Annotated in this window: 25 protein-coding genes and 1 pseudogene; 8 read left to right on the forward strand and 18 right to left on the reverse strand. The window is 74.0% G+C overall.

The window, feature by feature from the left end; all coding sequences use genetic code 11:
- Nucleotide 1 precedes the first annotated feature (1 nt).
- The 4 genes from ACF08B_RS02780 to ACF08B_RS02795 all read right to left on the reverse strand — a co-directional run bounded on the left by ACF08B_RS02780 (nucleotide 2) and on the right by ACF08B_RS02795 (nucleotide 2,400).
- Complete coding sequence (locus ACF08B_RS02780) at nucleotides 2-352, reverse strand: hypothetical protein (protein WP_392315718.1); 351 nt, start codon at nucleotides 350-352, stop codon at nucleotides 2-4.
- Complete coding sequence (locus ACF08B_RS02785) at nucleotides 349-1,026, reverse strand: RNA polymerase sigma factor (RefSeq protein ID WP_392315719.1); 678 nt, start codon at nucleotides 1,024-1,026, stop codon at nucleotides 349-351. Before ACF08B_RS02785 ends, ACF08B_RS02780 begins: the two co-directional genes overlap by 4 nt.
- Nucleotides 1,027-1,089: 63 nt before the next feature.
- Entirely contained in the window at nucleotides 1,090-1,587 is a 498-nt protein-coding gene (locus ACF08B_RS02790; RefSeq protein ID WP_392315720.1) for a hypothetical protein, read from the reverse strand.
- A gap of 117 nt (nucleotides 1,588-1,704) precedes the next feature.
- Entirely contained in the window at nucleotides 1,705-2,400 is a 696-nt protein-coding gene (locus ACF08B_RS02795; RefSeq protein WP_392315721.1) for a type 1 glutamine amidotransferase domain-containing protein, read from the reverse strand.
- 145 nt (nucleotides 2,401-2,545) lie between these two features.
- Here ACF08B_RS02795 and ACF08B_RS02800 point away from each other — a divergent pair, with 145 nt between their 5' ends.
- On the forward strand, nucleotides 2,546-3,451 hold the full coding sequence (locus ACF08B_RS02800) for a LysR family transcriptional regulator (protein ID WP_392315722.1): 906 nt from the start codon (nucleotides 2,546-2,548) through the stop codon (nucleotides 3,449-3,451).
- 25 nt (nucleotides 3,452-3,476) lie between these two features.
- Here the strand turns inward: ACF08B_RS02800 and ACF08B_RS02805 are convergent.
- A pseudogene (locus tag ACF08B_RS02805) lies at nucleotides 3,477-3,833 on the reverse strand (GNAT family N-acetyltransferase); the annotation flags it as partial.
- A 14-nt stretch (nucleotides 3,834-3,847) separates the two neighbouring features.
- Complete coding sequence (locus tag ACF08B_RS02810; RefSeq protein WP_392315723.1) at nucleotides 3,848-4,063, reverse strand: hypothetical protein; 216 nt, start codon at nucleotides 4,061-4,063, stop codon at nucleotides 3,848-3,850.
- A gap of 139 nt (nucleotides 4,064-4,202) precedes the next feature.
- On the opposite strand from ACF08B_RS02810, the gene ACF08B_RS02815 reads away from it, so the two are divergent.
- Both ACF08B_RS02815 and ACF08B_RS02820 read left to right on the forward strand, forming a co-directional pair.
- Complete coding sequence (locus ACF08B_RS02815) at nucleotides 4,203-4,865, forward strand: hypothetical protein (protein ID WP_392315724.1); 663 nt, start codon at nucleotides 4,203-4,205, stop codon at nucleotides 4,863-4,865.
- 196 nt (nucleotides 4,866-5,061) lie between these two features.
- Complete coding sequence (locus ACF08B_RS02820) at nucleotides 5,062-5,418, forward strand: cupin domain-containing protein (RefSeq protein ID WP_392316025.1); 357 nt, start codon at nucleotides 5,062-5,064, stop codon at nucleotides 5,416-5,418.
- 60 nt (nucleotides 5,419-5,478) lie between these two features.
- Here ACF08B_RS02820 and ACF08B_RS02825 read toward each other — a convergent pair whose 3' ends face one another.
- The 5 genes from ACF08B_RS02825 to ACF08B_RS02845 form a co-directional block, all read right to left on the reverse strand.
- Complete coding sequence (locus ACF08B_RS02825; RefSeq protein WP_392315725.1) at nucleotides 5,479-6,450, reverse strand: NAD(P)-dependent alcohol dehydrogenase; 972 nt, start codon at nucleotides 6,448-6,450, stop codon at nucleotides 5,479-5,481.
- A gap of 119 nt (nucleotides 6,451-6,569) precedes the next feature.
- Nucleotides 6,570-7,544, reverse strand: coding sequence for a pyridoxal-phosphate dependent enzyme (locus tag ACF08B_RS02830; RefSeq protein WP_392315726.1), 975 nt, complete (start codon nucleotides 7,542-7,544; stop codon nucleotides 6,570-6,572).
- A gap of 79 nt (nucleotides 7,545-7,623) precedes the next feature.
- Complete coding sequence (locus tag ACF08B_RS02835) at nucleotides 7,624-8,457, reverse strand: class II glutamine amidotransferase (RefSeq protein ID WP_392315727.1); 834 nt, start codon at nucleotides 8,455-8,457, stop codon at nucleotides 7,624-7,626.
- A gap of 159 nt (nucleotides 8,458-8,616) precedes the next feature.
- Complete coding sequence (locus ACF08B_RS02840) at nucleotides 8,617-9,912, reverse strand: VWA domain-containing protein (RefSeq protein WP_392316026.1); 1,296 nt, start codon at nucleotides 9,910-9,912, stop codon at nucleotides 8,617-8,619.
- Between the two features lie 53 nt (nucleotides 9,913-9,965).
- A complete protein-coding gene (locus ACF08B_RS02845) occupies nucleotides 9,966-10,823 on the reverse strand; it encodes a MoxR family ATPase (RefSeq protein ID WP_263279403.1) in 858 nt (285 codons plus the stop codon).
- A 197-nt stretch (nucleotides 10,824-11,020) separates the two neighbouring features.
- On the opposite strand from ACF08B_RS02845, the gene ACF08B_RS02850 reads away from it, so the two are divergent.
- From ACF08B_RS02850 to ACF08B_RS02865, 4 genes are all read left to right on the forward strand, one after another.
- Nucleotides 11,021-11,593 carry a TetR/AcrR family transcriptional regulator gene (locus ACF08B_RS02850; RefSeq protein WP_392315728.1) on the forward strand — a complete coding sequence of 191 codons (573 nt, stop codon included), beginning with the start codon at nucleotides 11,021-11,023 and terminating at the stop codon, nucleotides 11,591-11,593.
- A gap of 170 nt (nucleotides 11,594-11,763) precedes the next feature.
- Nucleotides 11,764-12,444: an ABC transporter permease gene (locus tag ACF08B_RS02855; RefSeq protein ID WP_392315729.1), complete on the forward strand. Its 681-nt coding sequence runs from the start codon at nucleotides 11,764-11,766 to the stop codon at nucleotides 12,442-12,444.
- Nucleotides 12,441-13,112 (forward strand): ABC transporter permease, encoded by a 672-nt coding sequence (locus ACF08B_RS02860; protein ID WP_392315730.1) that lies wholly within the window; start codon nucleotides 12,441-12,443, stop codon nucleotides 13,110-13,112. The genes ACF08B_RS02855 and ACF08B_RS02860 overlap by 4 nt, the downstream gene beginning before the upstream one ends.
- Nucleotides 13,109-14,047 carry an ABC transporter substrate-binding protein gene (locus tag ACF08B_RS02865; RefSeq protein WP_392315731.1) on the forward strand — a complete coding sequence of 313 codons (939 nt, stop codon included), beginning with the start codon at nucleotides 13,109-13,111 and terminating at the stop codon, nucleotides 14,045-14,047. Before ACF08B_RS02860 ends, ACF08B_RS02865 begins: the two co-directional genes overlap by 4 nt.
- Before the next feature lie 6 nt (nucleotides 14,048-14,053).
- On the opposite strand, the gene ACF08B_RS02870 is transcribed toward ACF08B_RS02865, so the two are convergent.
- The 7 genes from ACF08B_RS02870 to rhaI all read right to left on the reverse strand — a co-directional run bounded on the left by ACF08B_RS02870 (nucleotide 14,054) and on the right by rhaI (nucleotide 23,027).
- Nucleotides 14,054-15,208, reverse strand: coding sequence for an ATP-binding cassette domain-containing protein (locus tag ACF08B_RS02870; RefSeq protein WP_392315732.1), 1,155 nt, complete (start codon nucleotides 15,206-15,208; stop codon nucleotides 14,054-14,056).
- 89 nt (nucleotides 15,209-15,297) lie between these two features.
- Nucleotides 15,298-15,939 carry a lactate utilization protein C gene (locus ACF08B_RS02875; RefSeq protein ID WP_392315733.1) on the reverse strand — a complete coding sequence of 214 codons (642 nt, stop codon included), beginning with the start codon at nucleotides 15,937-15,939 and terminating at the stop codon, nucleotides 15,298-15,300.
- Nucleotides 15,936-17,423 carry a LutB/LldF family L-lactate oxidation iron-sulfur protein gene (locus ACF08B_RS02880; RefSeq protein WP_392315734.1) on the reverse strand — a complete coding sequence of 496 codons (1,488 nt, stop codon included), beginning with the start codon at nucleotides 17,421-17,423 and terminating at the stop codon, nucleotides 15,936-15,938. Before ACF08B_RS02880 ends, ACF08B_RS02875 begins: the two co-directional genes overlap by 4 nt.
- Nucleotides 17,420-18,175 carry a (Fe-S)-binding protein gene (locus tag ACF08B_RS02885; RefSeq protein ID WP_392315735.1) on the reverse strand — a complete coding sequence of 252 codons (756 nt, stop codon included), beginning with the start codon at nucleotides 18,173-18,175 and terminating at the stop codon, nucleotides 17,420-17,422. Before ACF08B_RS02885 ends, ACF08B_RS02880 begins: the two co-directional genes overlap by 4 nt.
- A gap of 71 nt (nucleotides 18,176-18,246) precedes the next feature.
- Nucleotides 18,247-19,716: a rhamnulokinase family protein gene (locus ACF08B_RS02890; protein WP_392315736.1), complete on the reverse strand. Its 1,470-nt coding sequence runs from the start codon at nucleotides 19,714-19,716 to the stop codon at nucleotides 18,247-18,249.
- On the reverse strand, nucleotides 19,713-21,752 hold the full coding sequence (locus ACF08B_RS02895) for a bifunctional aldolase/short-chain dehydrogenase (protein WP_392315737.1): 2,040 nt from the start codon (nucleotides 21,750-21,752) through the stop codon (nucleotides 19,713-19,715). Before ACF08B_RS02895 ends, ACF08B_RS02890 begins: the two co-directional genes overlap by 4 nt.
- Before the next feature lie 114 nt (nucleotides 21,753-21,866).
- A complete protein-coding gene (rhaI, locus tag ACF08B_RS02900) occupies nucleotides 21,867-23,027 on the reverse strand; it encodes an L-rhamnose isomerase (RefSeq protein WP_392315738.1) in 1,161 nt (386 codons plus the stop codon).
- 268 nt (nucleotides 23,028-23,295) lie between these two features.
- Between rhaI and ACF08B_RS02905 the strand changes: the two genes are divergently transcribed.
- Nucleotides 23,296-24,813 (forward strand): sugar ABC transporter ATP-binding protein, encoded by a 1,518-nt coding sequence (locus ACF08B_RS02905; protein WP_392315739.1) that lies wholly within the window; start codon nucleotides 23,296-23,298, stop codon nucleotides 24,811-24,813.
- Nucleotides 24,814-25,485: the final 672 nt, after the last annotated feature.

Raw genomic sequence — 25,485 nt, forward strand, 5'->3', positions numbered from 1 at the left:
GTCACGGCTGCGGCGTGCTCGGAGACGGCCGGACGGCGGAGGGGGTCGCCGAACTCGGCACCGGCGACGGGGTCCCGACGGCCGGCCCGGGCGGCCGGGGCGGGCGGGCCGGTTCGGCCGGGCGGTCCGGTCCGCCGCGTACGGTGAAGAACACCAGCGCCGCCACGGCCGCCAGGGCCAGGATCCCGACCGCGGCCCGGCGCAGCAGCACCCTGGTGGACCGCACCGCCCGGGGCGGCGGGGCGAGGGGGCGCAGGTCGGCCGGGCCGACGGACTGCGCCCGAGCGGCCAGGGCGGCCCGCAGCCGTTCCTCGACCCGCGTGCCGGCGGTCCCGGTACCGGACTCGTTCATCGCAGCCCCTCCAGACGTCGGCCGAGCGCGTCCAGGGCCCGGCTGGCCGTGGACTTGACGGCACCCCGCGACAGGCCGAGCGTCGCCGCTATCTCGGCCTCGGTCAGATGCGACCAGTAGCGCAGCACCAGCACCTCCCGCTGACGCCTGGTCAGCGTGCGCAGCGCGGCCAGCACTTCCCGGTGGTCCTCGTGCAGCAGTACGTCCTCCTCGGGAGCGGGCGCGTGCCCCTCGGCGTGGGGTACGTGGGCCCGTACGGTCCTGCGCCGCCGCAGCACCGAGCGGGCGCCGTTGACGACACTCGTCCTCAGGTACGCCTCCGGGTCGTCGAGTGAGGCGAGACGGCTCCCGTGCCGGCGGAACAGCGCGGTGAAGGCGTCCTGCACGACGTCCTCGGCGGTGGGCAGGTCGTCCACCAGCAGCAACGCCAGCCGCACCAGGGACAGCCGGCGGTGGTGGTACAACGCCTCGATGTCCGGCGGCCGGACGGGCTCGGCGAGGCCGGGGGCGTCGGTGCCGGCCCGGTTGCCGGGCGTCGCGGCCGACGTGCCGGTGCGCGCGAGGACCCGGTCCCGCAGGGTCTGCGCCAAGCGCCGCCAGGGTGCGGCGCGCCGGGGAACGCGGGGCCGGTAGTCCCAGGGCAGGGCCGCCGCCGGTGGTGTCGCTGTCGTCATGGGTCTCCCGGGCCGGGAGCGGGGGAGCAGCCGCGCGACGGCTCCCCCGCTCCCGGCCTTGCCTCAGTGGTGCCGCGGAGCCGGCGCGGGTGCGGGGTGGCCGTGGTGCGGGGCCGGCGCGGGCCTGGCCGTGCGGGCCTGCGAGGGTACGGCCGACGGGGTGGCCGAGCGCGGCACCGGGGAGGGCTCGGCCGTCGAAGGGACGGGCGAGGGTGTCGCCGTGCGGGACACCGGCGAGGGCACGGGGGAGGGGGTGGCCGAACGCGACACCGGCGAGGGGACCGGGGAGGGGGTGGCCGAACGCGACACCGGCGAGGGGACCGGGGAGGGGGTCGCGGAGCGGGGCGGTGAGGGCACCGGGGAGGGGGTCGCGCTGTCGTGCGCTGAGGCCGGGGCCGGTGCGGTGGCGGTGCCGGGGTGGGCCGGGGAGTGGCCGCCGTCCTGGGCGGCCCGGGCGGTCATCGTGCCGGCAACGGCCAGCGCCGCGCCGACGGCGGAGACCCCCAGGACTGCACGCAGCCTGCGGGCGCGGTTCGGGCGGGGGGAATGCTGTGCGGACATGGGTTCCTTCGGTGGTTCGGGGTCGGACATCTGGTCGAAGTGGAGGCCTCCACCCCGACAGACGTCCGGCCCCGGCCGAGGTTGCAGGTGATGCCCGGGAATTTTTCCCCCGGCCGCTCAGCCCAGCTGCTTCAGGAGTTCCTCGGCGACCGTGGCCGAGGAGGCCGGGTTCTGGCCGGTGACGAGGTTGCGGTCGACCACCACGTGCGGTGCCCACGGCTCGGCCGCGCGGACGTCGACGCCGGCCTCGGTGAGCCGGTCCTGCAGCAGCCACGCGGCCCGGCCGGCCAGACCGCCCTGGATCTCCTCCTCATTGGTGAAGGCCGCCGCCCGGTAACCGGCGAAGGCGTTGGTGCCGTCGGCGCGCACCGCCGCCAGCAGCGCGGCCGGTCCGTGGCAGACCACGGCGAGCGGCCTGCCCGAGTCGAGGGCGGCCACGAGCAGCCGGCCGGACTCGGCGTCCACCGCCAGGTCCTCCATGGGCCCGTGTCCACCGGGGTAGAAGACGGCCGCGAAGTCGGCGAGGTCCACCTCCGCGAGCTTCACCGGCGTGCCCAGCTCGGTCATCTCCTCCAGTGCGCGGGCCAGCTCGTCGGCCTTCTCCTGGCCGCCGTTGACCTCGGCGGCCAGGCTCGCCCGGTCCACCGGCGGCACGACACCGCCCGGCGTGGCCACGACGACCTCGTGACCGGCGGCCTTGAGCGCCCGGTAGGGGACCACGGCCTCCTCCGCCCAGAAGCCGGTCGGGTGCGGGGTGCCGTCGGCGAGCGTCCACCGGTCGGCGCCGGTCATCACGAAAAGGATCTTCGACATGGGGTATCTCTTCCTCTCCCGGAAGGGTGGGTCTGCCTGGTGAACGTAGGCGAGCCGACCCATAGGCAGCCAATGAAACGACGCATGGCCGGTATAGGGCTGCCTATGGGTGACCGGGAATAGCGGAGCGGTGATACTCGGACGCGTGGAGACCGCTTCCCTGGACCTGAACCTGCTGCGCACCTTCCTGGCCGTGTACCGCTCCGGCTCCTTCACGGGCGCCGCCCGCCTGCTGGGCCTGTCGCAGCCGACCGTGACGACGCAGATGCGCGCGCTGGAGCGCCAGACAGGCCGTGAACTGTTCGAACGGCTGCCCCGCGGTGTCGCGCCGACCCCGGTGGCCGACGAACTCGCCGTACGGATCGCCGCGCCGCTGGACGAACTGGCAGCCGTCGCGGGTCCCACCCCACCTGCCGGCGCCCGCGCGGAGCCCGTCCATCTGGCCGGCCCGGCCGAACTGCTCTGCACCACCGTCCTGCCCGCCCTCGCCCCGCTGGTCGCCGAGGGCGTACGGCTGCGCGTGGCGACCGGGCTGACCGATCCGCTGCTGGAGGAGCTGCGCGCCGGACGGCACGATCTGGTGATCGCCACCACCCGCCCCCGCGGCCGTACCGTGCACGCCGTGCCCCTCGCCGACGAGGAGTTCGTCCTGGTCGCCGCACCGGTCTGGGCCGGGCGGGTGGCGGACCGGACGGCCGTCGAGGGGCCGGCCGCCCTGCAGGATGTACCGCTGATCACCTACGCGGAGGATCTGCCGATCACCCGCCGCTACTGGCGCCACGTCTTCGGCCGGCGGCTGTCCCGTACCGCCGACATGACCGTGCCCGACCTGCGCGGGGTCCTCGCCGCGGTGGCCGCGGGCGCCGGTTTCGGCGTGCTGCCCCGCTACCTCTGCCAGGAACTGCTCGACTCCGGCGCGCTGGTGGCCCTGCTGGAGCCGGAGGACCCGCCGATCAACACCGGCTTCCTGGTCCAGCGGCCCGGCGCCCCGGACAATCCCGACGTGGCCCGGGTCCGGACGTCGCTGCTGCGAGCGGCACGCACCTGGTGACACGAGCGGCACGCGCGCCCAGGACTCAACTCCCTTGCACCGCCCCGGCCGTGCCGCCCGTCCACTCCGGGGCCAGGACCGACCAGATCTCCTCGTCGTGCCGTTCGCCCCGGTACAGATGACTCTCCCGCAGGACGGCGTCCTTGCGCATGCCGAGGCGCCGGGCGACCGCGATGCTGGGGGCGTTGCCCGCCGACACCCACCACTCCACGCGGTGGACGCCCCGCTCCCGGACCGCCCAGTCGATCAGCACCCGCACCGCCCGCGTCACCAGTCCGCGGCCCACCGCGGCGGGTTCCAGCCAGCAGCCGGCCTCCGCCGTGCCCCGGGCCGCGTCGAACCGCCGCAGGATCACCGCCCCGGCCAGGGTGCCGTCGAGCGAGCTCGCGTACATGGTCACCTTCGGGTGCGGGGGTGGGACACCTGGTACGCCGGCCTACGGTCGGCGCCCTCCCCGATCCGCGTGAGGGTCTCGTCCAGTTCCAGGAACGACTCCCACGGCGTCCGCCCGTCGACGGCGGCCAGCCGGGCCATCACCAGGTCCTCCACACCGATGCCGGGTGCCGTCCACGACGCGTGGGTGCCGGCGAAGCGGGCGAGGTGGGCCGGCACGCCGCGCGGCGGCGGCCCGCCCGGGGGCGCAGATCCGGATCCCCGGTGTCGCCCGTCGCGATGGAGGCTGTGTCGACGGCTGTCACCGTGCCAGAGTAATCACCCAGGCAGACAAGGCAGTTGAGTGGCGGAGGTGGGGATGGAGACGGTGCACACGGCGTTTCTGCTCGGCACGGGCGGCTTCTGGACCGTGGCCTACGTGCTGCTGATCCGCACGGGCCTGCGGGAGCGGACCTTCGGCATGCCCGTCGTCGCGTTCGCCACCAACATCAGCTGGGAGTTCATGTTCGCCTTCGTGCGGCCGCCGACGGGGGTGATGCACGTCGTCAACATCGTCTGGTTCTGCTTCGACGTCGCCATCGGCTACACGCTCGTACGTTTCGGGCGGGCCGAATTCCCCTACCTCCCCCGGTCGTTGTTCCTGCCCGCGCTCCTCGCGCTCCTCGCCCTCGCCTATCCGGGGATGAACTACGCGTCCGAGCGGTTCGACGAGGGCGCCGGCGCCGTCACGGCGTTCGGCAGCAACCTGGCGATGTCCGGCATGTTCCTCGCGATGCTCGCCGCCCGCCGCGGTACCCGCGGCCAGTCCCCGGGCATCGCGCTGGCCAAGCTGCTGGGCACGGTCTGCGCGTCCCTGTCGATGCTCACCGATCCCGGCCTGGAGCCCCGCCACGACAACGCCCTCATGTACTACCTCTACGTCGGCTGCCTCCTGCTGGACGCCGCGTATCTCGGCGCCGTGCTCGCCGTGCGCCGTGCGGAGCGGGCGGTCGCACCGGTCACGGTGACCGTCCCCGCCTGACCGCCCCCCGGTCCGCCGCGGCACCGGTGATCACCCGTCCGTCCCCGGGTTGCGGCTGGCGCCCCCGAGTCGCGGGATCCACCATGAAGTGGTGGGGCGCGGCCGCCGCCGGAACACCGGTGCCGTCCGATGCCACCGGGGACGGAGGCCGGCCCCTGGCCGCGGTCGGCGGCCGGGAAGGGAGGACACCGTCATGATGCTGGAAGTGAAGACGGTCGAGAAGCCGGACGAGCGGCGCGACTTCCCTCGCGGTCATCTCGAAGCGGTCCACCTGACGGGGCTCGACTTCGCCGTGGGCACCTTCGAGCCGGGCTGGCGCTGGTCGGAGTCGGTGGCGCCGATCGCGGGCACCGCGAGCTGCCGGTTCCCGCACAGCGCCTACGTCGTCCAGGGACGGATGCACTTCCGGATGGACGACGGAGGAGAGGGCGAAGTGGGCCCCGGTGACGTGTTCATGTGCCCGCCCGGGCACGACGCCTGGGTCGTGGGCGACGAACAGGTCGTCGTGTACGACTTCGCCGGACCCACCGCGCAGGACTACGCGAAGGCCTGAGGGAGCCGCCTCGCCCGTCCCCCGCCCCGCGGCGCCCGTCGCCGCGGGGCTCTCACCCGGCTACACGGTGACGACGATCTTCCCCCGCGCGTGCTCCTCCTCCAGGTGCCGAATGGCCTCCGGCGCCTCGGCCAGCGGATACGTCCGGTCGATCACCGGGGCGAGCTTCCCGGACTCGGCCAGGTCCCGCAGATCGGCCAGCATCGCCTTGCTGGGCGCCGGTCCGATGAGCGGGCGCAGCCGCTGGCGCACGAACGGGGACAGCGCCGCGCCCTTCAGGATGAGGACGGGCGCCCCGAGGAACTGCCCCGAGCGGCCACCGCTGCCGAGGACCAGAGTCCCGGTGGGGGTGAGGGCGCGCCGGAGGGCGGAGATCCCGTGGCCGGCCACGAGGTCGAGGACGACGTCGTACCGCCGCCCGGCGCGGGTGAAGTCCTCCCGCGTGTAGTCCACGACGTGGTCCGCGCCCAGCGTCCGGACCAGATCGGTGTTCCGCGTGCTGCACACTCCGGTCACCTCCGCGCCGAGCGCCTTGGCGATCTGCACGGCGAAGGTGCCCACTCCGCCGGAGGCGCCGTTGACCAGTACGTGCCGGCCCGGCCGCAGCCCGGCCACGTCCCGCAGTCCGCGCAGGGCCGTGGCCCCGGCCAGCGGCAGCGCCGCCGCCTGCTCGAAGGTCAGGGCGGCGGGCTTGCGCTCCACCCAGGCGTCCGGGACGCACACGTACTCCGCGAACGTGCCGTCGACCTCGCCGAACACCTCGTCGCCCGGCCCGAGGCCCCGCACGTTCCGGCCGGCCGCCGTCACCACGCCGGCGAAGTCCCGGCCGCGGATCCGGGCGCGGGGACCGCGCACCCCCAGCGCGAGCCGGGCCACGTACGGGTCGCCGCGCATGAGGTGCCAGTCGTACGCGTTCAGCGACGCCGCCCGCACCCGCACCAGCACCTGGCCGTCGGCCGGTACCGGTTCGTCCACGTCCCTCAGCTCCAGCACGTCCGGTGAGCCGTACCGGTCCTGGACGACCGCCTTCATGGCCCTCTCCCCCCTGCCGTCTACGGGCAGGTTACGGCGGCACCTCCCGGCCGGACATCGGGGAAGAGCCGTAGTCCCGGGGAACGACGACGGCCCTTGTGTGTAAGGGGCCGACGCCGTCAGCCGTCGTGGCCGACGGCGCCGTCCTCGGCGAACGCGACGGCGTCCGCGTGGCCGAAGAGACCGGGGAGTCCGCCGGTGTGCACGAACACGGTCTTCTCGCCCGGCCGTACACCGCCGTCCCGGACGGCGGCGGCCAGCCCGGCCAGGGCACGTCCCGTGTAGGTGGGGTCGAGGACGATCCCCTCGGTGCGGGCGGCCAGCCGCAGCGCCTCGGCCACCGGACCGGTCAGCGCCGCGTACCCGCTGCCCACCTGGTCCCGGCGCACCCGCAGCCGGTCCGCGGTGACCTCCTCGCCGGTGTGCGCGCCCGCGAACTCCACTACGGCCGCCGCCGGGTCGGCCAGCGCGCCGACGTCCACGCCCAGCACCGACCCGGTACCCAGGGCCGCGACCAGCCCCGCCATGGTGCCGCCCGAGCCGAGCGCCACCACCGCGGTCCGCAGCCCGGGCACCTGCTCGCGCAGTTCCTCGCCGCAGCGCACATAGCCGCGGGCGCCCAGCACGCTGGAACCGCCGAACGGGATCAGTGCGGGGCGGGCACCGGCCGTCCGCAGCCCGGCGCAGACCTCCGCGGCCGCCGCGTCCAGCCCTGCCTGGTCCACGTCCCCGGCCCAGACGAGCCGCGCCCCGAACAGCCCGTCCAGGGCGAGGTTCCCCGACCGTGAGACGCCGGGCGAGCCGCGCAGCACGAGGACGACGTCCCGCCCGAGACGGGCGGCGGCCGCGGCGGTCAGCCGGGCGTGGTTGCTCTGCGGGGCACCGGTCGTCACGACCGTGTCCGCGTCCTCGGCGAGGGCCGCGCCGAGCGTCCACTCCAGCTTGCGGATCTTGTTCCCGCCGCCGCCGAGGCCGGTCAGGTCGTCCCGTTTGATCCACAGGTCGTCCGGGCCGAGCCCGAGCGCGGCGGCGAGCCGGGGTGCCGGTTCGACGGGGGTGGGGAACGTGCCGAGTGGCACGGGCAGCTGGCTCATCCGGAAGGTCCTCGTCAGCGGGCGAACGGGAGACCAGTCGATCACACCGGCGGTCCCGCGTCACACCCCCGGAGGGCGGTCACACGTCCCGCGGGGCGAACTCGCTCAGATAGTCCCCCTGCGGCCGGATGACGCCGTAGCTGCTCTCCGGCACCTCGTTCCAGGCACCGGGCAGGTCGCCCAGGGGTTCCGACACGACCAGGCGGGTGTCGTCGGAGACGTCCCGCAGGAAGTCGACGTCCGGGTGCAGCGCGCGCAGATCACCGATCCTGGAGCTGTAGTAGAGCGAGCGCGCCGGGCCCCGGCTGGCGTACCGGAACGCCCACAGTCCCTCGCCATCGGCCACGGCGACCGTCATCTGGACGGGATCGGGCACCCCGTGCTCGCGTCCGACGCGTTCCACGAGGCCCGTCATCCGGGCGACGGCGCCCGGAGGGTCGTCGTCGAGCCCGAAGGTGAGCGCCAGATAGAACATCACCTCGGAGTCCGTGGAGCCCTCGATCGACAGGAACAGGCCCGGATCGACCGCGAGGACGAGGTCGCGGCGCAGCTCGTGGAACCCGGCGATCGCGCCGTTGTGCATCCACATCCAGCGGCCGTGACGGAAGGGGTGGCAGTTCGTCTGCTGCACGGCCGTCCCGGTGGACGCCCGGACATGGGCGAAGAACAGCGGCGAGCGGACGTGACCGGCGATCTCCCGCAGGTTGCGGTTGCTCCAGGCCGGGCCGATGTCGTGGAACACGGCCGGGGTGTCGGTGTGCTCCTCGTACCAGCCGATGCCGAAGCCGTCCCCGTTGGTCGTCTCCACACCCATGCGCGCGTGCAGGCTCTGGTCGATCAGGGAGTGCTTCGGCCGGTACAGGACCTCGTCGAGGAGGACGGACGTACCCGAGTAGGCGAGCCATCGGCACATGAGACCGCCTTCCGGTGCGGGACGGGCGCTGCCCCGCCACCGTAGGGCGCCGGGCGGCCGGTGTGCTCACCCGCCGGGGGTGAGGCCGCCGGTACCGGCCCCGGTCCGGCCGCCGGCCGGTGTGCGCCGACGAGGTGTCCGCGCGCCGAGCCCGCCGCCCTAGGCCGGCAGCAGCCGCTCCGCCAGCGTGCCCAGTTGCCGGGCCGTGCGGCACTCGTGCATCTCGACCAGCTCGGCGTACGCCGGTGCCGCCGAGTCGCCGGTGCCCCACTGGGCCCGCGACTCCGGGTTCAGCCAGCACACGCGCCGGGCCCGGCCTGCCAGCTCGCGCACGGCGGCCAGGTTGGGATCGCTCATGTTCGTCCGGGCGTCCCCGAGGACGAACACCGTCGTGCGCGGGCCGACCGCGTCGCCGTACCGTTCGGTGAACTCGCCCAGGGCCACGCCGTAGTCGCTGCTGCCGTGCCAGCCGGTGAGCGTGGCCTCCGCGCGGATGCGGGCGCCGAGCCCGTCGGGGTCGGCGCGGCCGTGGTCGAGGAGGTCGGTCACCTCGTCGAGCCGGTTGACGAAGGCGAACACCCGGACCTTGCTGAACTGGTCGTGCAGCGCCTGCACCAGCAGCATCGTGAAGTCGGAGAAGCCCGACACCGAGCCCGACACGTCGCAGAGCAGGACCAGTTCGGGCCGGCCCGGACGCCGCCGGCGCAGCACGGGCCGCATCGGCACCCCGCCGGTGGACAGCGAGGAGCGCAGGGTGCGGCGCAGGTCGATCGTGCCGCGCGCGGCCCTGCGGCGGCGGGCGGCGAGCCGGGTGGCCAGCTTGCGCGCGAGCGGCCGTACGGCCCGGCGCAGCTCGGCGAGTTGGTCCCGGTTCGCGAACAGGAAGTCCACCCGGTCCGCGGTCGGCCGGACGCCGCGCCGCGCGATCTCCTCGCGGCCGCGCCGCTCGGCGACCCGGCGCCGCGCCTCCGCGCCGACCATCCGCCGGAACTCCTCGATGCGCTGCCGGATCTCGTCGTCCAGCAGCCGGTCCGCGAACCCCGACCCGTTCCCGTCACGGCCCCGGACATCGGCCCGCACCCGCGCCAACAGGGTCTGCGGACGCAGCCGTTCCAGGGTCTGGTACGCCGACCAGCCGTCCGACTCCGGCGAACTGCCGTATCCGCCCAGTCCGTCGACCGCCTCCGCCGCCAGCCGGGCCAGCAGCGCCCGGTCGTCCGCGGCCAGCGCCTCGGCCAGCCGGTCGCGCAGCGCCTCGCGGTCCGTGGGGGCGCCGTCCGGGCCGCCGACACCGCGCGGGAAGTACAGGTCGAAGACCGGGTCGAACACCGCCCGTTGCCCCGGGCCGTGCAGCAGTGTCGCGGCCAGTCCCTCGCGCAGCAGCTCCCGGTCCGCGAACCCCAGCGCCTCGGCCGCGCGGGCCGCGTCCACGGTCTCGCCGGTGCCGATCCGCATCCCGTGCCCGCGCAGCGCGCCGACCAGCCCGGTGATCCGCTCGGCGGCACCGGTCACAGCGCGTCCAGGTCGAGCTTCGCGGCCGCCTTCAGGATGTCGTCCTGATGCTTGAGGATCACTCCGAGGCTGTCCCGTACGACCGTCTCGTCCAGGGTGCCGGCGCCCAGGGCCAGCAGGGTCCGCGCCCAGTCCACGGTCTCGGCGACGGACGGCGGCTTGCGCAGGTCCATGGCGCGCAGCGCCCCCACGACCCGGACCACCGACGCGGTCAGCGCCTCGCCGAGGCCAGGCACCTTCAGCCGGACGATCCGCCGCTCCAGCTCCTCCTCCGGGAACCCGATGTGCAGGAACAGGCAGCGGCGGCGCAGCGCCTCGGACAGTTCGCGGCCGGCGTTGGAGGTGAGGACGACGAAGGGGCGGCGGGTCGCGGTGACCGTACCCAGCTCCGGGACCGTGATCTGGAAGTCGCTGAGCACCTCCAGCAGCAGGCCCTCCATCTCGACGTCGGCCTTGTCGGTCTCGTCGATGAGCAGCACCGTCGGCTCGTCGCCGCGGATGGCGGTCAGCAGCGGGCGGGGGAGCAGGAACTCCTCGCTGAAGATGTCCGTCCGGGTCTCGTCCCAGCTCTCGTCGCGGCCGGCGCTGATCCGCAGCAGCTGCTTGGCGTGGTTCCACTCGTACAGCGCCCGGGACTCGTCCACGCCCTCGTAGCACTGGAGGCGCACCAGCCGGGCGGCGGCCACCTGGGCGACGGCCTTGGCCAGCTCGGTCTTGCCCACCCCGGCGGGCCCCTCCACCAGCAGCGGCTTGCCCAGGCGGTCGGCGAGGAAGACGGTCGTGGCCACGGCGGGGGAGGCGAGGTAGCCGGTCTCGGCGAGGCGGGCGGCGACGTCGTCGACGGACGTGAACAACGGGGCCTCCGGCGGGGTCGGGGGTACGGGTCCGCACTGCTCCGGCCGTCCGTTCCGACGGCCGCCTCACTATCTAAGCGCTTGTTCAGTCCTCCTGTCACGCGGAAACGGGGGACGGGGGCGGCCGGTCGACCACGGTGCCGAGCGGAATACACCGATCGGTTTCCTTTCGTCCGCGGCGCGGTTATCCTCGCCGCATGGCCTCCACCGACAAGCTCTCCCCGCGGGACCGGCTGCTCGACGCCGCGGCCCGGCTGTCCTACCGCGACGGCGTCTCCGTCGGCGTCGAGGCCCTGTGCCGGGAGGCCGGCGTCTCCAAGCGGTCCATGTACCAGCTCTTCGACAGCAAGGACGAGATGCTGGCCGCGAGCCTGGAGCGGCGGATCCCCTGGTACGAGGCCCGCTTCAGCCACCCCGACGCGGCGGCGGCGTCCCCCCGCGAGCGCATCCTGTACGTGTTCCGGCGGCTGGAGAAGGCCTCCGTCGAGACGGACTACCACGGCTGCCCGTATCTGGCGGCCCTGGTCGAGCTGAAGGACCCCGGGCACCCGGCGAGCCTGGTGGCCCGCGGGGTCAAGGACCGCCTGGCGCGGACCTTCCGCGCCGAGGCCGAGCGCGGCGGCGCCCGCGACCCCGAACGGCTCGCCCGGCAGCTGGTCCTCGTCTTCGACGGCGCCAGCGCGCGGGCCGGCGCCGGCGTCGAGAGCCTGGAGGACGGCCTCGCGACCTCCACGGCGACCGCCCTGCTCGACGCGGCCGGCCTGACGTGAACCGCCCGCGGGCCTGACACGAGCCGCCGGGGACCCCGCGGTGAAGCGCCCTGGCGCCCGACGTGAGCCGCGCGGGCCACCGACGTGAACCGCCCGCGGGCCTGGGGTGACCCACCTGTACGGGTCACCACAACGCGACGAGCCGGCCGGCCGGCCGGTGCAATGGTGGCGTGACCGCGCCTCCCGACGACTGCCTCGCGCGCAACGAGTGGATCTGCGGCGCCTACCTGCGGACCCGCCGGGAGGTCCTGCTCGACGCGGTCCTCCAGCACCTCCAGCTGACCGTGGTGTCCGTCCTCCTCGCCCTGGTCGTCGCCGTGCCGCTCGCGGTGCTGGCCCGCCGCTGGGGCTGGGCGGCCGGACCGGTGCTCGCGGTGACGACGATCCTCTACACCATCCCCTCCCTGGCGATGTTCTCCCTGCTCCTGCCCCTCTACGGCCTCTCCGCCGGCCTCGTCGTCGCCGGGCTGGTGCTGTACTCGCTCACCCTGCTCGTCCGGAACCTCCTCGCCGGCCTGCGCGCGGTCCCGGAGGAGACCCGGCAGGCCGCCCGCGGCCTCGGCTTCGGCCCCGTCCGGCTCCTGCTCACCGTCGAACTGCCCCTCGCGCTGCCCGCCGCGATGGCCGGGCTGCGCATCGCGACCGTCTCCGCGGTGTCCCTGGTCACCGTCGGCGCGATCGTCGGCTTCGGGGGCCTGGGCAACCTGATCTACTCCGGAATGAACACCTACTTCAAGGCGCAGGTCCTCACCGCGTCCGTGCTGTGCGTGGTGATCGCCGTCGCCGCCGACCTGCTCCTGCTGGGCGTGCAGTGGCTGATCACCCCCTGGGCGAGAGCGGCCCGCGGATGAGCACCCTCGGCGCCACCTGGGACTGGCTCACGGACCCCGCACACTGGTCCGGCGCCGACGGCATCCGGCACCGGCTGCTCCAGCACCTGCTGCTGACCGTCGTGTGCCTGCTCGTCAGCTGCCTGATCGCGCTGCCCGTCGCCCTGGTCCTCGGCCACCTCGGCAGGGGCGGCCCGCTCGCCGTGAACATCTCCAACGTCGGCCGCGCCGTTCCCACCTTCGCCGTCCTCGTCCTGCTGCTCCTCACCCCGGTCGGGAACTGGGGCGAAGGCCCCACGGTCGTCGCCCTCGTGCTGTTCGCCGTGCCACCGCTGCTCACCAACGCCTACGTCGGCATGCGCGAGGTCGACCGCGACGTCGTCCGCGCCGCCCGCGGCATGGGGATGACCGGCCGGCAGACGCTGCTTCGGGTGGAACTCCCCCTCGCGCTGCCCATGGTCATGAACGGCGTGCGGATCGCCGCCGTCCAGCTCGTCGCCACCGCCACCATCGCGGCGCTCGCGGGCGGCGGCGGCCTCGGCCGGATCATCACGGCGGGCTTCAACCTCGCCAGCACCCCCCAGGTGGTGGCCGGCGCCCTGCTCGTCGCCGCCCTCGCCCTGGTCGTCGAAGGAGTCTTCGAGATCGCGGAACGGACGGCACCGGCGTGGGCCAGGGGCGGCCGGTGAGAGGCCGCGCCGCCCTGACGGCCGTCCTGCTCACCCTCACCGCCTGCACCACCGGCCCCTCCCTGGAGGACCGGGGCCAGGTCACCGCACCGCCCGGCGACAGCCGCCACCTGACCATCGGCTCGGCCGGCTTCACCGAGAGCGACCTGCTCGCCCAGATGTACGCCCAGCTGCTGAACCGGGCGGGCTACCGCACGTCCGTCCTGACGGTCGCCAACCGGGAGCTGTACGAACCGGCCCTGGAATCCGGCCAGATCGACGTCGTCCCCGAGCACGCGGCCACCTTCGCCGACTGGCTGGCCGCCAAGACCCACGGCGCCGACGCGCCACCGGCCGGCTCGCCCGACCTCGGCGCCACCATGAAGGCGCTGCGCGCCCTCGCCGCACCCCGCGACCTCACCGTGCTGCCCGCGGGCCGGGCCGTGGACCAGAACGCCTTCGCGGTCAGTGCCGACTACGCCCGCGAGCACCGGCTGAAGACTCTCAGCGACCTCGGCGCCTCGGGCCTGAAGGTACGGCTCGCGGCCGGTGACGAATGCGTGCAGCGGCCGTACTGCGCACCGGGACTCGAGAAGGTGTACGGCATCGACGTCACCGGGGTCGATCCCAAGGGCGTCGGCACCACCCAGGCCAAGCGCGCCGTGCAGGACGGCCGGGACCAGATGGTGCTGACCACCACCACCGACGCCACGCTCGACCAGTTCGGGCTGGTCCTGCTCGCCGACGACAGGCATCTGCAGAACGCCGACTACGTGGTCCCGGTCGTCAACCGCTCCCGCGCGGGCGGCACCGGCGTCGCCAAGGCGCTGGGCAGGCTCGACGACGTCCTGACCACGGCCGACCTGGCCCGCCTGAACGAACAGGTCGACAGCTGGCGGCGGCTGCCCGCCGACGTGGCGCGCGGCTACCTGACGGACAAGGGTCTGCTGAAGTAGCCGGCGTCAGGCGTCCGACACCGAGTCGAACGCCACCTGCCCCCGCGCCACGCCCCGGGCGTCCGCGTCCACCGAACGACGCAGCGCCTCGTGCAGCTTCGCCGGGGTCAGCACCCCCAGGAAACGCGCGCCGTCCAGCACCGCCACCCACCCGGCGTCGTGCTGGAGCATCACCCCGAACGCCTGCTTCAGCGGCGCGCCCACCGGCACCCAGGCGGTCATCCGGTGCGCGAGGTCCCCGACTGTCCCGCCCGCCGCCAGCTCGTCGATGCCGGCCCAGCCGTGCAGGTCGCCCCGCCCGTCCAGGACGACCGCCCACCGGGCGCCCTCCGCCCGCAGCCGCTCCGCCGCCCGCCCGGCGGGCTCGTCCGGACGGGCCACCGGGGGCTGCTGCAGATCGTCCGGCTCGATCGCGGTGACCGACAGCCGCTTCAGGCCCCGGTCCGCGCCCACGAAGGAGGCGACGAACGGCGTCGCCGGCGTCCCCAGGACCGCACCGGGGGTGTCGAACTGCTCGATGCGGCCCTGCCCGTACACGGCGATGCGGTCGCCGAGCCGCACCGCCTCCTCGATGTCGTGCGTGACCAGCAGGACCGTCTTGCGCACGGCGGACTGCATCCGCAGGAACTCGTCCTGCAACTGCTCGCGCACCACCGGGTCCACCGCGCCGAACGGCTCGTCCATCAGCAGCACCGGCGGATCCGCCGCCAGCGCCCGTGCCACCCCGACCCGCTGCCGCTGCCCGCCGGAGAGCTGCTCCGGGTAGCGCGGCCCGTACGTCCTCGGGTCGAGCCCGACCAGATCGAGCAGCTCCGCCGCGCGGGCCCGGGCCCGCGTCCGCTTCCAGCCGAGCAGCGCGGGCACGGTCGCGGTGTTGTCCAGTACCGTGCGGTGCGGGAACAGGCCGACCTGCTGGATGACGTACCCGATGCGGCGGCGCAGCCGCACCGGGTCGACGGCCGCGATGTCCTCGCCGCCGACGAGGATCCGGCCCGAGGTCGGCTCGACGAGCCGGTTCACCATCATCATGGTGGTCGTCTTGCCGCAGCCCGAGGGGCCCACGAGAGTGACGAGTTCGCCCTCCGCAACCTCGAAGGAGAGGTCGTCCACGGCCGTCGTACCGTCCGGGTACCGCTTGGTGACCTGCTCGAACCGGATCATCCCCTCACGCTACGGCGGGGCCGTCCGGGCGTCATCCGCCGTGGCCCGAGTGGCGGACACCGGCACCGGGCCGGGGACGGCCCGTCCGGTCAGCCGAGCAGGATCACCTCCAGGGTGCGCGGCCCGTGCACGCCCTCGACCCGGTCCAGCTCGATGTCGCTGGTGGCCGACGGGCCGGAGATCCACGTCAACGGGCGGGCCGGGTCGAGCCGTTCGAGGGCCTGCGGAACGGAGGCGACGACCTGGTCGGGCACCCGGACCACACAGATGTGGTGGTCCGGGATCAGCGAGATCCGGCGCCGGCCCTGGTCGGGGGAGCCGTCCAGGACGATCGTGCCGGTCTCGGCGACGGCCACGGCACACCCCGTCACCACGCTGCCCACCCGGTCCAGCCGGTGCGGCGTGCTCTCCGCCCGGTCGTGGATCCGCACCGGGTCCGCCGCCGCCAGCCACCCGGGCGGCAGCCCCGGCGGCACCAGCACCTCCTCGGAGCCGCGCGCGGCCAGCAGCCGCATCACCAGCAGCGGCAGCTCCTCCGCGTCACAGCGGTGCACGATCGCGCGGTAGTCCGCCAGGTTCTCCGCGAGCAGCTCCACCGTCTCCTCGGCCGTGCGCTCCCCGTGCTCGCGCGCGTAGTCCCGCGCCACGGCCCTCTCGTACGGCTCCTCGTCGGGCGTGACATCGGCGAGCGCCCGCCGCACCCGGCCCAGGATCCTCTCCCTGCTGCTCACTTGACGTCGTCCTTTCCCCCGCGGGTCCGCTGCCACCAGTCCCGGAACGGCTCGGCCGGCACCGCCGGCAGATCCCGGCTGCCGCTCCACGCCCGGCCCGGGCCCGGCAGGGTACGGGGGTGCAGCCGGCGGGTGCGGGAGGCGAGCCGCTGGCCGGTGCGCAGGGCGCCGGGGTGGGCGAACGCCCAGCGCGCGGCCCGCATGGCCGCCCGTTCGGCCGCGTGCCCCCTGGCGGGCTTGAGCACGACCCGGTTGCCCTCCCGGACCGCCGGTCCGCCCTCCACCACCCGCTCCCGCAGGTGCACCAGCACCTCGGGGATGTCGATGGCGACCGGGCAGACCTCGTAGCAGGCCCCGCACAGGGACGAGGCGTAGGGCAGCGAGGCGTCGATCTCACTGGCCGTGCCCCGCAGTTGAGGGCTGAGGATGGCACCGATCGGGCCCGGGTAGACCGAACCGTAGGCGTGCCCGCCGGCCCGCTCGTAGACCGGGCAGACGTTGAGGCAGGCCGAGCAGCGGATGCAGCGCAGGGCCTGGCGGCCGACGGTGTCGGCGAGGGTGTCGGTGCGCCCGTTGTCGAGGAGCACCAGGTGGAAGGTGTCCGGCCCGTCTCCGTCGGTGGTGCCGGTCCACATGCTCGTGTACGGGTTCATGCGCTCGGCGGTGGAGGAGCGGGGCAGCGTCTGGAGGAAGACCTCCAGGTCCCGCCAGGTGGGCACCACCTTCTCGATGCCGACGACCGAGATCAGCGTCTTCGGCAGGGTCAGGCACATCCGGCCGTTGCCCTCGGACTCCACCACGACGAGCGTGCCGGTCTCGGCGACCATGAAGTTCGCGCCGGAGACGCCGACCTTCGCGCGCAGGAACTTCTCCCGCAGGTGCAACCTTGCGGCCTCGGCGAGTTCGGCGGGTGTGTCCGTCAGACCCTCGGGCGCCGGGCGGCCCCACGCCTCCATCTCACTCGCGAAGATGTCCCGGATCTCGCCCCGGTTGCGGTGGATGGCCGGCACCAGGATGTGCGAGGGACGGTCCTTGCCCAACTGGACGATCAGCTCGGCGAGATCGGTCTCGTAGGCGCGGATGCCCTCGGCCTCCAGGGCCTCGTTCAGCCCGATCTCCTGCGTGGCCATCGACTTGACCTTGACGACCTCCGACTCGCCGGTCGCCCTGACCAGTTCGGCCACGATCCGGTTGGCCTCCTCGGCGTCGGCGGCCCAGTGGACCGTACCGCCCGCCGCCGTCACGGACTCCTCCAACCGCACCAGATACCGGTCGAGATGGCGCAGCGTGTGGTCCTTGATCCGGCGGCCCGCCTCCCGCAGCTCGGCCCAGTCGGACAACTCGCCGACCGCCCGAGCACGTTTGGTCCGGATGGTGTGGGTGGCGTGTCGCAGATTGGCCCGCAGGGTGGCGTCGTGCACGGCCTCGCGCGCGGCCTCGGGAAAGGCCGGAAACGCGGGCATGCCGACGAACGTGGCGCTCATACGGCCGGTTCCTCCTTCGTGCTCGCCAGGATCTCCGCGATGTGGACCGGCCGCATGCCGGTCCGCAGCCGGCTCATCGTGCCGCCGATGTGCATCAGACAGGAGTTGTCGGCCGCGCACAGCACGTCCGCGCCCGTCGACTCGGCGTTGCGCACCTTGTCCGCGCCCATCGCCGCCGACACCTCCGCGTTCTTCACCGCGAACGTGCCGCCGAACCCGCAGCACTCCTCCGCTCCCGGCAGCTCCACCAGTTCCAGACCCCCGACCGCCGTCAGCAGCCGCCGGGGCCGGTCGCCGAGCCCGAGCCCGCGCAGCCCGTGGCAGGTGGGGTGGTAGGTCACCCGGTGCGGGTAGTACGCCCCCACGTCCGTCACCCCCAGCACGTCCACCAGGAACTCCGTCAGCTCGTACGTCTTCGGCACCACCGGCGCCAGGGTCGCGGCCAGCGAGCCCCCGCGGCCCTCCGCGCGTGCCCGCTCGCCCATCCGCGGGTACAGCTCCCGCACCATCGCCCCGCAGGACCCCGAGGGGGTCACGATCGCCTCGTAGTCCCCGAAGACCTCGGCGAAGTGCCGGGCGAGCGGCTCCGCCCCGTGCCGGTAGCCGGTGTTGTAGTGCGCCTGCCCGCAGCAGGTCTGGCCCATCGGGAAGTCGACGTCGACGCCCAGCCTGGTCAGCAGTCTCACCACGGCGCGGCCGGTGTCCGGATAGAGCGTGTCGTTGACACAGGTCAGGAACAGGGCGACACGCATCGCGGCTCCTAGGGTTCGGTCGTCGGACGAGTGCAGGGTAGTGGGCGGGTACCGTCCGTCGGAGAGCGCTGTCACCGTGCGGCGAGCCGCGCCTCGGCCTCGCGCCAGCGGGCGCCGTTCCCGCGCGGCCTGTACCGGGTCGGCGGCTGGGTGCGGACGAGCAGCCGGCGCATGTCGGCGAGATCGCCGACCAGACCGTGCGCGCGGGCCTGGACGAGGACGTTGCCGAGGGCGGCCGCCTCCGTCGGGCCCGCCACCACGGGCAGTCCGCAGGCGTCGGCCGTCAGCTGGCAGAGCAGCGCGTTGCGGGTGCCACCGCCCACCACGTGCACCACGTCCACCAGATGCCCGGCGAGCCGCTGCGCGTCCTCGACGGCCCGCCGGTGCGCCAGCGCCAGCGAGTCGAGGATGCACCGCGTGGTCTCCGCGCGGGTGCCGGGCACGGGCTGCCCCGTCGCCCGGCAGGCCTCGGCGATCCGCTGCGGCATCCGCCCCGGCGCCAGGAACGCCTCGTCCCCCGCGTCCACCACCGAGCGCAGCGGCGGCACGTCGGCGGCCTCCCTCAGCAGCACGTCCAGATCCGGCTCGCCCCAGGCCCGTACGCACTCCTGGAGCAGCCAGAGGCCCATGATGTTGCGCAGGTAGCGGACGGTGCCGTCCAGCCCCAGCTCGTTGGTGAAGTTGGCGGCCCGGCTCTCCTCGGTGAGCACCGGCGCGGTCAGCTCCAGCCCGGCCAGCGACCAGGTGCCGGTGCAGATGTAGGCGAAACGCTCGCCGGTGGCGGGGACGGCGGCCACCGCGGAGGCGGTGTCGTGCGAGGCGACGGCCGTCACCGGCACCGGACCGGCGAGGCCCGTCTCCTCCAGCACCTCCGGGCGCAGCTGCCCCGCCGGATCGCCCGGCTGCCGCAGCGGCGGGAACAGGCCGAGGTCGATGCCCAGCCGCTCGGCGACCTCGTACGCCCACGTCCGCGTCCGGGGATCGATCAGCTGGGTGGTCGAGGCATTGGTCAGCTCGGTCCCCTGCTCCCCGGTCAGCCAGTACGTGAGCAGGTCGGGGACGAGCAACGCCCGTGCCGCCCGGGCGAACTGGACGGTCGGGCGGGCGGCCACCAGCTGGTACAGGGTGTTGAAGGGCGCGTACTGCAGACCGGTGGCCGCGTACAGCTCCGCGGCCGGCACGGTAGCCCACACCTTCTCGGCGACGCCCTCCGTGCGGGCGTCGCGGTAGTGCACCGGGTTGCCCAGCAGCGCCCCGTCGGCGTCCAGCAGGCCGTGGTCGACGGCCCAGCCGTCGATGCCGACGGAAGCGAGCCGTCCACCGCTGCGGGTCCCCGCCGCCCGCAGCCCGTCGAGCACCCCCCGGTGGAGAGCGAGGATGTCCCAGCGCAGCCCCTCCGGGAGGCGCACCGGCCGGTTCGGGAACCGGTGCGCCTCGCTCAGCTCCAGCGAGTCCGGGCCCACCCGGCCGACCATCACCCGGCCGCTGGAGGCCCCGAGGTCGACCGCGGCGTACGACCGTACGCCCGCGTCCGCGCTCATCGCAGGAACGCGGCCGCCACACCCGCGTCGACCGGGATGTGCAGACCGGTGGTGTGCGTGAGCTCGCCGCCCGTGAGCGCGAACACCGCGTTGGCGACGTGCTCGGGCAGCACCTCCCGCTTGAGGAGCGTGCGCTGGGCGTAGAACTCGCCGAGCCTCTCCTCCGGCACCCCGTACACCGCGGCCCGCTGGGCGCCCCAGCCGCCCGCGAAGATCCCGGAACCGCGCACCACACCGTCCGGGTTGACGCCGTTGACGCGGATGCCGTGCTCGCCCAGCTCCGCGGCGAGGAGCCGCACCTGATGGGCCTGGTCGGCCTTGGTGGCCGAGTAGGCGATGTTGTCGGGCCCGGCGAACACGGCGTTCTTGGAGGCGATGTAGACGATGTCGCCGCCCAGTCCCTGCGCGGTCATCACCCGGGCCGCCTCCCGCGACACGAGGAAGGACCCGCGGGCCATGACGTCGTGCTGGAGGTCCCAGTCCCGGGCGGTGGTCTCCAGCAGCGGCTTGGAGATCGAGATCCCGGCGTTGTTCACGACGAGGTCGACCCCGCCGAAGGCGAGCACGGCCGCCCGGAACGCCTCGGCGATCCGCTCCTCCGACGTGACGTCCACCTGCACAGCGACCGCCCTGTCCGGCCCGCCGAGCTCCTCGGCGACCCGGGCCGCGCCTTCCGCGTCGAGGTCCGCGACCACCACGCAGGCGCCCTCACCGGCCAGCCGGTGCGCGACGGCCCGCCCGATCCCGCTGCCCGCGCCCGTCACCAGGGCCACCCGGGTCGCCAGCGGCCGGGGCCTCGGCATCCGCCGCAGCTTGGCCTCCTCCAGCGCCCAGTACTCGATGCGGAACTTCTCCGACTCCTCGATCGGCGCGTACGACGACACCGCCTCCGCCCCGCGCATCACGTTGATCGCGTTGACGTAGAACTCGCCGGCCACGCGCGCGGTCTGCTTGTCCTTGCCGAAGGAGAACATGCCCACGCCGGGGACCAACACGATCGCCGGGTCGGCGCCGCGCATGCCGGGGGAGTCGGGCAGGGCGTGCCGCCGGTAGTAGGCGGCGTACTCCTCGCGGTAGGCGCCGTGCAGTTCCGTCAGCCGTGCGAGGGCCTCCTCCAGCGACGCCGTGGGCGGCAGGTCGAGCACGAGCGGCCGGACCTTGGTGCGCAGGAAGTGGTCGGGGCAGGAGGTGCCCAGCGCGGCCAGGCGCGGGTGCCCGGCACGGGCCGTGAAGTCGAGGACGGCCTGCGAGTCGTCGAAATGCCCGACCTGCGGCCGGTCCCGGGAGGCGAGGGCGCGGACGTACGGCGCCAGCGCGGCGGCGCGCTCGCGCCGCTCGGCCTCGGGCAGCGCCTCGTACCCCGCGATCACCGGTCCGAAGGGCTCCGCCTTCCCGCGCTCCGCCAGGAACGCCTCGGCGGTGCGGATGATGTCCAGGGAGTTGCGCTCGCACTCCTCGGAGCTGTCGCCCCAGGCGGTGATACCGTGCCCGCCGAGGATGCACCCGACGGCCCGCGGGTTGGCCTTGCGGACGGCGGCGATGTCCAGCCCGAGCTGGAAGCCGGGCCGGCGCCACGGCACCCACACCACGCGCTCCCCGAAGCACTCGGCGGTCAGCTTCTCCCCGTCGGCGGCGCAGGCGAGGGCGATGCCGGAGTCCGGGTGCAGATGGTCCACGTGCGGGGCGTCCACCAGTCCGTGCATCGCGGTGTCGATGGAGGGCGCGGCCCCGCCCTTGCCGTGCAGGCAGTAGTCGAACGCTTCGACCATCTCGTCCTCGCGCTCGACACCGGGGTACACGTCCACCAGGGCCCGCAGCCGGTCCAGCCGCAGCACGGCCAGCCCGGCCCCGGTCAGCGTGCCCAGGTCGCCGCCGGACCCCTTGACCCACATCAGCTCCACGCCACCACCGGTGACGGGGTCGGTGCCGGTGCCCTTGGCGGAGGCGTTCCCGCCGGCGTAGTTCGTGTTGCGGGGATCGGAACCGAGCCGATGGGACCGGGCGATCAGTGCGGCGGCTTCGGGATGGGTGGACATGGAGATTCCTCAGCTCCTCGGAAGACAGGGGGTTCGAAGGGGGACGCGGGGGCCCTGACGGCCGGAACCGTCCGGCGCGCGGCCCGCGAGTCGACAGGGTTGCCGGACGTGCGCCTACGCGCCCCAGCCGGCCTGCCGCCCCCCGACCCGCTCGGCGACGACCTTCTCGGCCCACCCCGACCGCCGGTACGCGGCCAGCGGATCGGGGTCGAGCCCCATCTCCTCGCGCACCTCCCGCAGCAGCGGCCGTACATCGGTGTTGTAGGCGTCCATCAGCACGGCGTTTGCGTCGAGGACCTCGCCCGCGGCCTGAGCCGCGGCCAGTGCCGACCGGTCCACCAGCAGCGCCTTGGCCGTCGCCTCCTGCACGTTCATCACCGAGCGGATGATCGCCGGGATCTTCGCCTCGATGTTGTGGCACTGGTCGAGCATGAACGCGACCCGCGCGGTCAGCCCGCCGCCGCGCACCACCTCGTACATGATCCGGAACAGCTGGAAGGGGTCGGCGGCCCCCACCATCAGGTCGTCGTCGGCATAGAACCGCGAGTTGAAGTCGAAGCCGCCGAGCTTCTCCTCCCGCAGCAGCGTGGCCACGATGAACTCGATGTTGGTGCCGGGTGCGTGGTGTCCGGTGTCGACGACGACCTGCGCCTTCGGCCCGAGCTTCAGGCAGTGCGCGTACGCCGTGCCCCAGTCCGGTACGTCCGTCGTGTAGAAGGCCGGCTCGAAGAACTTGTACTCCAGCAGCATCCGCTGTCCGTCGCCGAGCCGTGCGTACACCTCGGCCAGCCCCTCCGCGAGCCGGTCCTGCCGGGCGCGGATGTCGTCCTGGCCCGGATAGTTGGTGCCGTCCGCGAACCACAGCTTCAGATCGCGGGAGCCCGTGGCGTCCATGATGTCCACGCACTCCAGCAGGTGGCCGAGCGCCTTGCGGCGCACCGCCGCGTCCGGATGGCAGAGGCTGCCGAGCCGGTAGTCGTCGTCCTGGAAGGTGTTGGAGTTGACGGCGCCCAGCCGTACACCGCGCTCCTCGGCGTACTTCGCCAGTGCCGTGTAGTCGTCGACCCGGTCCCAGGGGATGTGCACGGCGACGGTCGGGGCCACGCCCGTGAACTCGTGCACCTTGGCGGCGTCCTGGAGTTTCTCCTGGGCCGTGCGCGGCACACCGGCCTGGGCGAACACCTTGAAACGGGTTCCCGAGTTCCCGTACGCCCACGACGGCGTCTCGACGGCCTGGGTCTTGAGCGCGGCCTTCACCGCGGCGAGGTCGGTCACTTCAGGGCTCCTGTGAGGTCAGGCGGAACGACTGAGCTTGTGAAACGATTCAGAACGGAAGCTAGGTGTCGTTCCGGAGGGTGTCAAGCGCTCCGGCCCACACGATTGCCTGTGACTCCGCCGTGACCTTCCGGCGTGGAAAGTTTTTCGCCACGGACCCATTGACGTGACCCAGCGGTGATGCCTACGGTCCCGGCAATCCATTTGAAACCTTTCACGACGCCGTGGAGGCCCCCGGCCCGTCCGGCGGTGTCGTCGAGGAGTCCCCATGACCCACCCGCCTGACACGGGACCGGCCCCGGTGCTGGCACTCGCGGGCGTCTCCAAGTCCTTCGGTGCCGTGCGCGCCCTCCGGGACGTCTCGCTGGAGCTGCTGCCCGGCGAGGTGCACGCCCTCGCCGGTGAGAACGGCGCGGGCAAGTCGACCCTGATCAAGACCCTCGCCGGCGTGCACCGGCCGGACGCCGGCCAGGTGCTGCTCGACGGGGCGCCGGTCGTCTTCCACGGCCCCGGCGATGCCCGTGACGCCGGCATCGCCGTGATCTACCAGGAGCCGACGCTCTTCCCGGACCTGTCGATCGCCGAGAACATCTTCATGGGCCGCCGGCCCCGGCGGTCCCTCGGCCGCATCGACCACAAGGCCACCCACGGGGCCACGGCCGCCCTGATGAAACGCCTCGGCGTCGATCTCGACCCCGACCGGCCCGCCCGCGGTCTGTCCATCGCGGACCAGCAGATCGTGGAGATCGCCAAGGCGCTCTCCTTCGACGCCCGGGTCCTGATCATGGACGAGCCGACGGCCGCCCTGACCGGCAGCGAGGTCGCCCGGCTCTTCGGAGTCGTGCGCACCCTGCGCGAACAGGGCGCCGCCGTGCTGTTCATCTCGCACCGGCTGGAGGAGATCTTCCAGATCTGCGGGCGGGTGACGACGCTGCGCGACGGCGCCTGGATCGCCGGCGAGCCGCTCGACAAGATGACCGAGGACGACCTGGTCCGCCGGATGGTCGGCCGCGACCTGGACGAGCTGTATCCGAAGCAGGGCGTCACCCCCGGGGAGACCGCGCTCAGCGTCCGCCGGCTGACCCGTGAGGGCGTCTTCACCGACGTCTCCTTCGAGGTGCGGCGCGGCGAGATCGTCGGCCTCGCCGGGCTGGTCGGCGCCGGCCGAACCGAGGTCGCCCGCGCCGTGTTCGGCGTCGACCGCTGGGACGCCGGGGAGGTCGAGGTCGGCGGCCGCCGGCTCACCAACGGGGCCCCCTCCACCGCGATGGCCGCGGGACTCGCCCTGGTACCCGAGGACCGGCGCGCCCAGGGCCTGGTGATGGACATGTCCATCGAGCGGAACATCGGCCTGACCGGGCTGCGCACGACCGTCACGGCCGGACTGATGAACCCGCGCGCCGAACGCAGCCGTTCACTGGACTGGGCGGTGAAGCTCCAGGTGAAGTACGCCCGGATCGCGGACGCCGTCTCCACGCTGTCCGGCGGCAACCAGCAGAAGGTCGTCCTCGCCAAGTGGCTCGCCACCCGCCCCGAGGTGCTCATCGTGGACGAGCCGACCCGGGGGATCGACGTCGGCACCAAGGCCGAGGTGCACCGGCTGCTGTCCCAGCTCGCCGCCGACGGTGTGGCGGTGCTGATGATCTCCTCCGACCTGCCCGAGATCCTCGGCATGGCCGACCGGGTGCTCGTCATGCACGAGGGCCGGATCACCGCCGAGATCCCGCGCGCCGCGGCCACCGAGGAGAGCGTGATGGCGGCGGCCACCGGGAGGACGGCCGCATGACAGCCGCAGCGCGGGCCATCTGCCGGACGGCGACCGCGGAGGGGGCTGTCTGCCGGATGGCAGCCGCCGAGAGGGCCGCTTGCCGGAAGGCGGCCGCCGAGGGGGCTGTCCGCCGGACGGCGGCCGCCGGGGGGACTTCCCGCCGGACGGCAGCCGTAGCGGGGGCCGCTTGCCGGAAGGCGGCCGCCGAAGGGGCTGCCCGCCGTATGACAGCCGTAGAGGCTGTCCGCCGGACGGCGGCCGCCGAGGGGACTTCCCGCCGGACGGCAGCCGTAGCGGGGGCCGCTTGCCGGACGGCGGCCGCCGAGAGGGCTGCCCGCCGTGCGGCAGGCGTAGAGGGGGTCGCCCGCCGCATGACAGCCGCAGCATGGGCCGCCCGCCGGACGGCGGCCGCCGAAGGGGCTGCCCGTCGTACGACAGCCACAGGGAGGGCTGCCTGCCGTATGACAGCCGCCGAGTGGGCTTCCCGTCGTGCGGCAGTTGCAGAGCGGGCCGCTCGCCGGACGGCAGCCGCCAGGGGGACGTCCCGTCGTACGGCAGTCGCAGCGTGGGCTGCCTGCCGGACGACAGCCACAGAGAGGGCTGTCCGCCGGACGGTAGCCGCTGAGGGGGTTTCCCGCCGGACGGCAGCCGTAGCGGGGGCCGCTTGCCGGAAGGCGGCCGCCGAAGGGG

The sequence above is a fragment of the Streptomyces sp. NPDC015139 genome (assembly GCF_043079785.1).
Lineage (GTDB): Bacteria > Actinomycetota > Actinomycetes > Streptomycetales > Streptomycetaceae > Streptomyces > Streptomyces albidocamelliae.

Bases quoted from the DNA above. Each gene is read 5' to 3' on its own strand.
- ACF08B_RS02850 (WP_392315728.1), top strand. From the start codon at position 11,021: ATGGCCTCCACCGACAAGCTCTCCCCGCGGGACCGGCTGCTCGACGCC.
- ACF08B_RS02795 (WP_392315721.1), bottom strand. From the start codon at position 2,400: ATGTCGAAGATCCTTTTCGTGATGACCGGCGCCGACCGGTGGACGCTC.
- ACF08B_RS02885 (WP_392315735.1), bottom strand. From the start codon at position 18,175: ATGCGTGTCGCCCTGTTCCTGACCTGTGTCAACGACACGCTCTATCCG.
- ACF08B_RS02820 (WP_392316025.1), top strand. From the start codon at position 5,062: ATGCTGGAAGTGAAGACGGTCGAGAAGCCGGACGAGCGGCGCGACTTC.
- ACF08B_RS02835 (WP_392315727.1), bottom strand. From the start codon at position 8,457: ATGTGCCGATGGCTCGCCTACTCGGGTACGTCCGTCCTCCTCGACGAG.
- ACF08B_RS02825 (WP_392315725.1), bottom strand. From the start codon at position 6,450: ATGAAGGCGGTCGTCCAGGACCGGTACGGCTCACCGGACGTGCTGGAG.
- ACF08B_RS02780 (WP_392315718.1), bottom strand. From the start codon at position 352: ATGAACGAGTCCGGTACCGGGACCGCCGGCACGCGGGTCGAGGAACGG.
- ACF08B_RS02785 (WP_392315719.1), bottom strand. From the start codon at position 1,026: ATGACGACAGCGACACCACCGGCGGCGGCCCTGCCCTGGGACTACCGG.
- ACF08B_RS02815 (WP_392315724.1), top strand. From the start codon at position 4,203: ATGGAGACGGTGCACACGGCGTTTCTGCTCGGCACGGGCGGCTTCTGG.
- ACF08B_RS02860 (WP_392315730.1), top strand. From the start codon at position 12,441: ATGAGCACCCTCGGCGCCACCTGGGACTGGCTCACGGACCCCGCACAC.
- ACF08B_RS02830 (WP_392315726.1), bottom strand. From the start codon at position 7,544: ATGAGCCAGCTGCCCGTGCCACTCGGCACGTTCCCCACCCCCGTCGAA.
- ACF08B_RS02905 (WP_392315739.1), top strand. From the start codon at position 23,296: ATGACCCACCCGCCTGACACGGGACCGGCCCCGGTGCTGGCACTCGCG.
- ACF08B_RS02790 (WP_392315720.1), bottom strand. From the start codon at position 1,587: ATGTCCGCACAGCATTCCCCCCGCCCGAACCGCGCCCGCAGGCTGCGT.
- ACF08B_RS02890 (WP_392315736.1), bottom strand. From the start codon at position 19,716: ATGAGCGCGGACGCGGGCGTACGGTCGTACGCCGCGGTCGACCTCGGG.
- ACF08B_RS02840 (WP_392316026.1), bottom strand. From the start codon at position 9,912: ATGCGGATCGGCACCGGCGAGACCGTGGACGCGGCCCGCGCGGCCGAG.
- ACF08B_RS02880 (WP_392315734.1), bottom strand. From the start codon at position 17,423: ATGAGCGCCACGTTCGTCGGCATGCCCGCGTTTCCGGCCTTTCCCGAG.
- ACF08B_RS02895 (WP_392315737.1), bottom strand. From the start codon at position 21,752: ATGTCCACCCATCCCGAAGCCGCCGCACTGATCGCCCGGTCCCATCGG.
- ACF08B_RS02870 (WP_392315732.1), bottom strand. From the start codon at position 15,208: ATGATCCGGTTCGAGCAGGTCACCAAGCGGTACCCGGACGGTACGACG.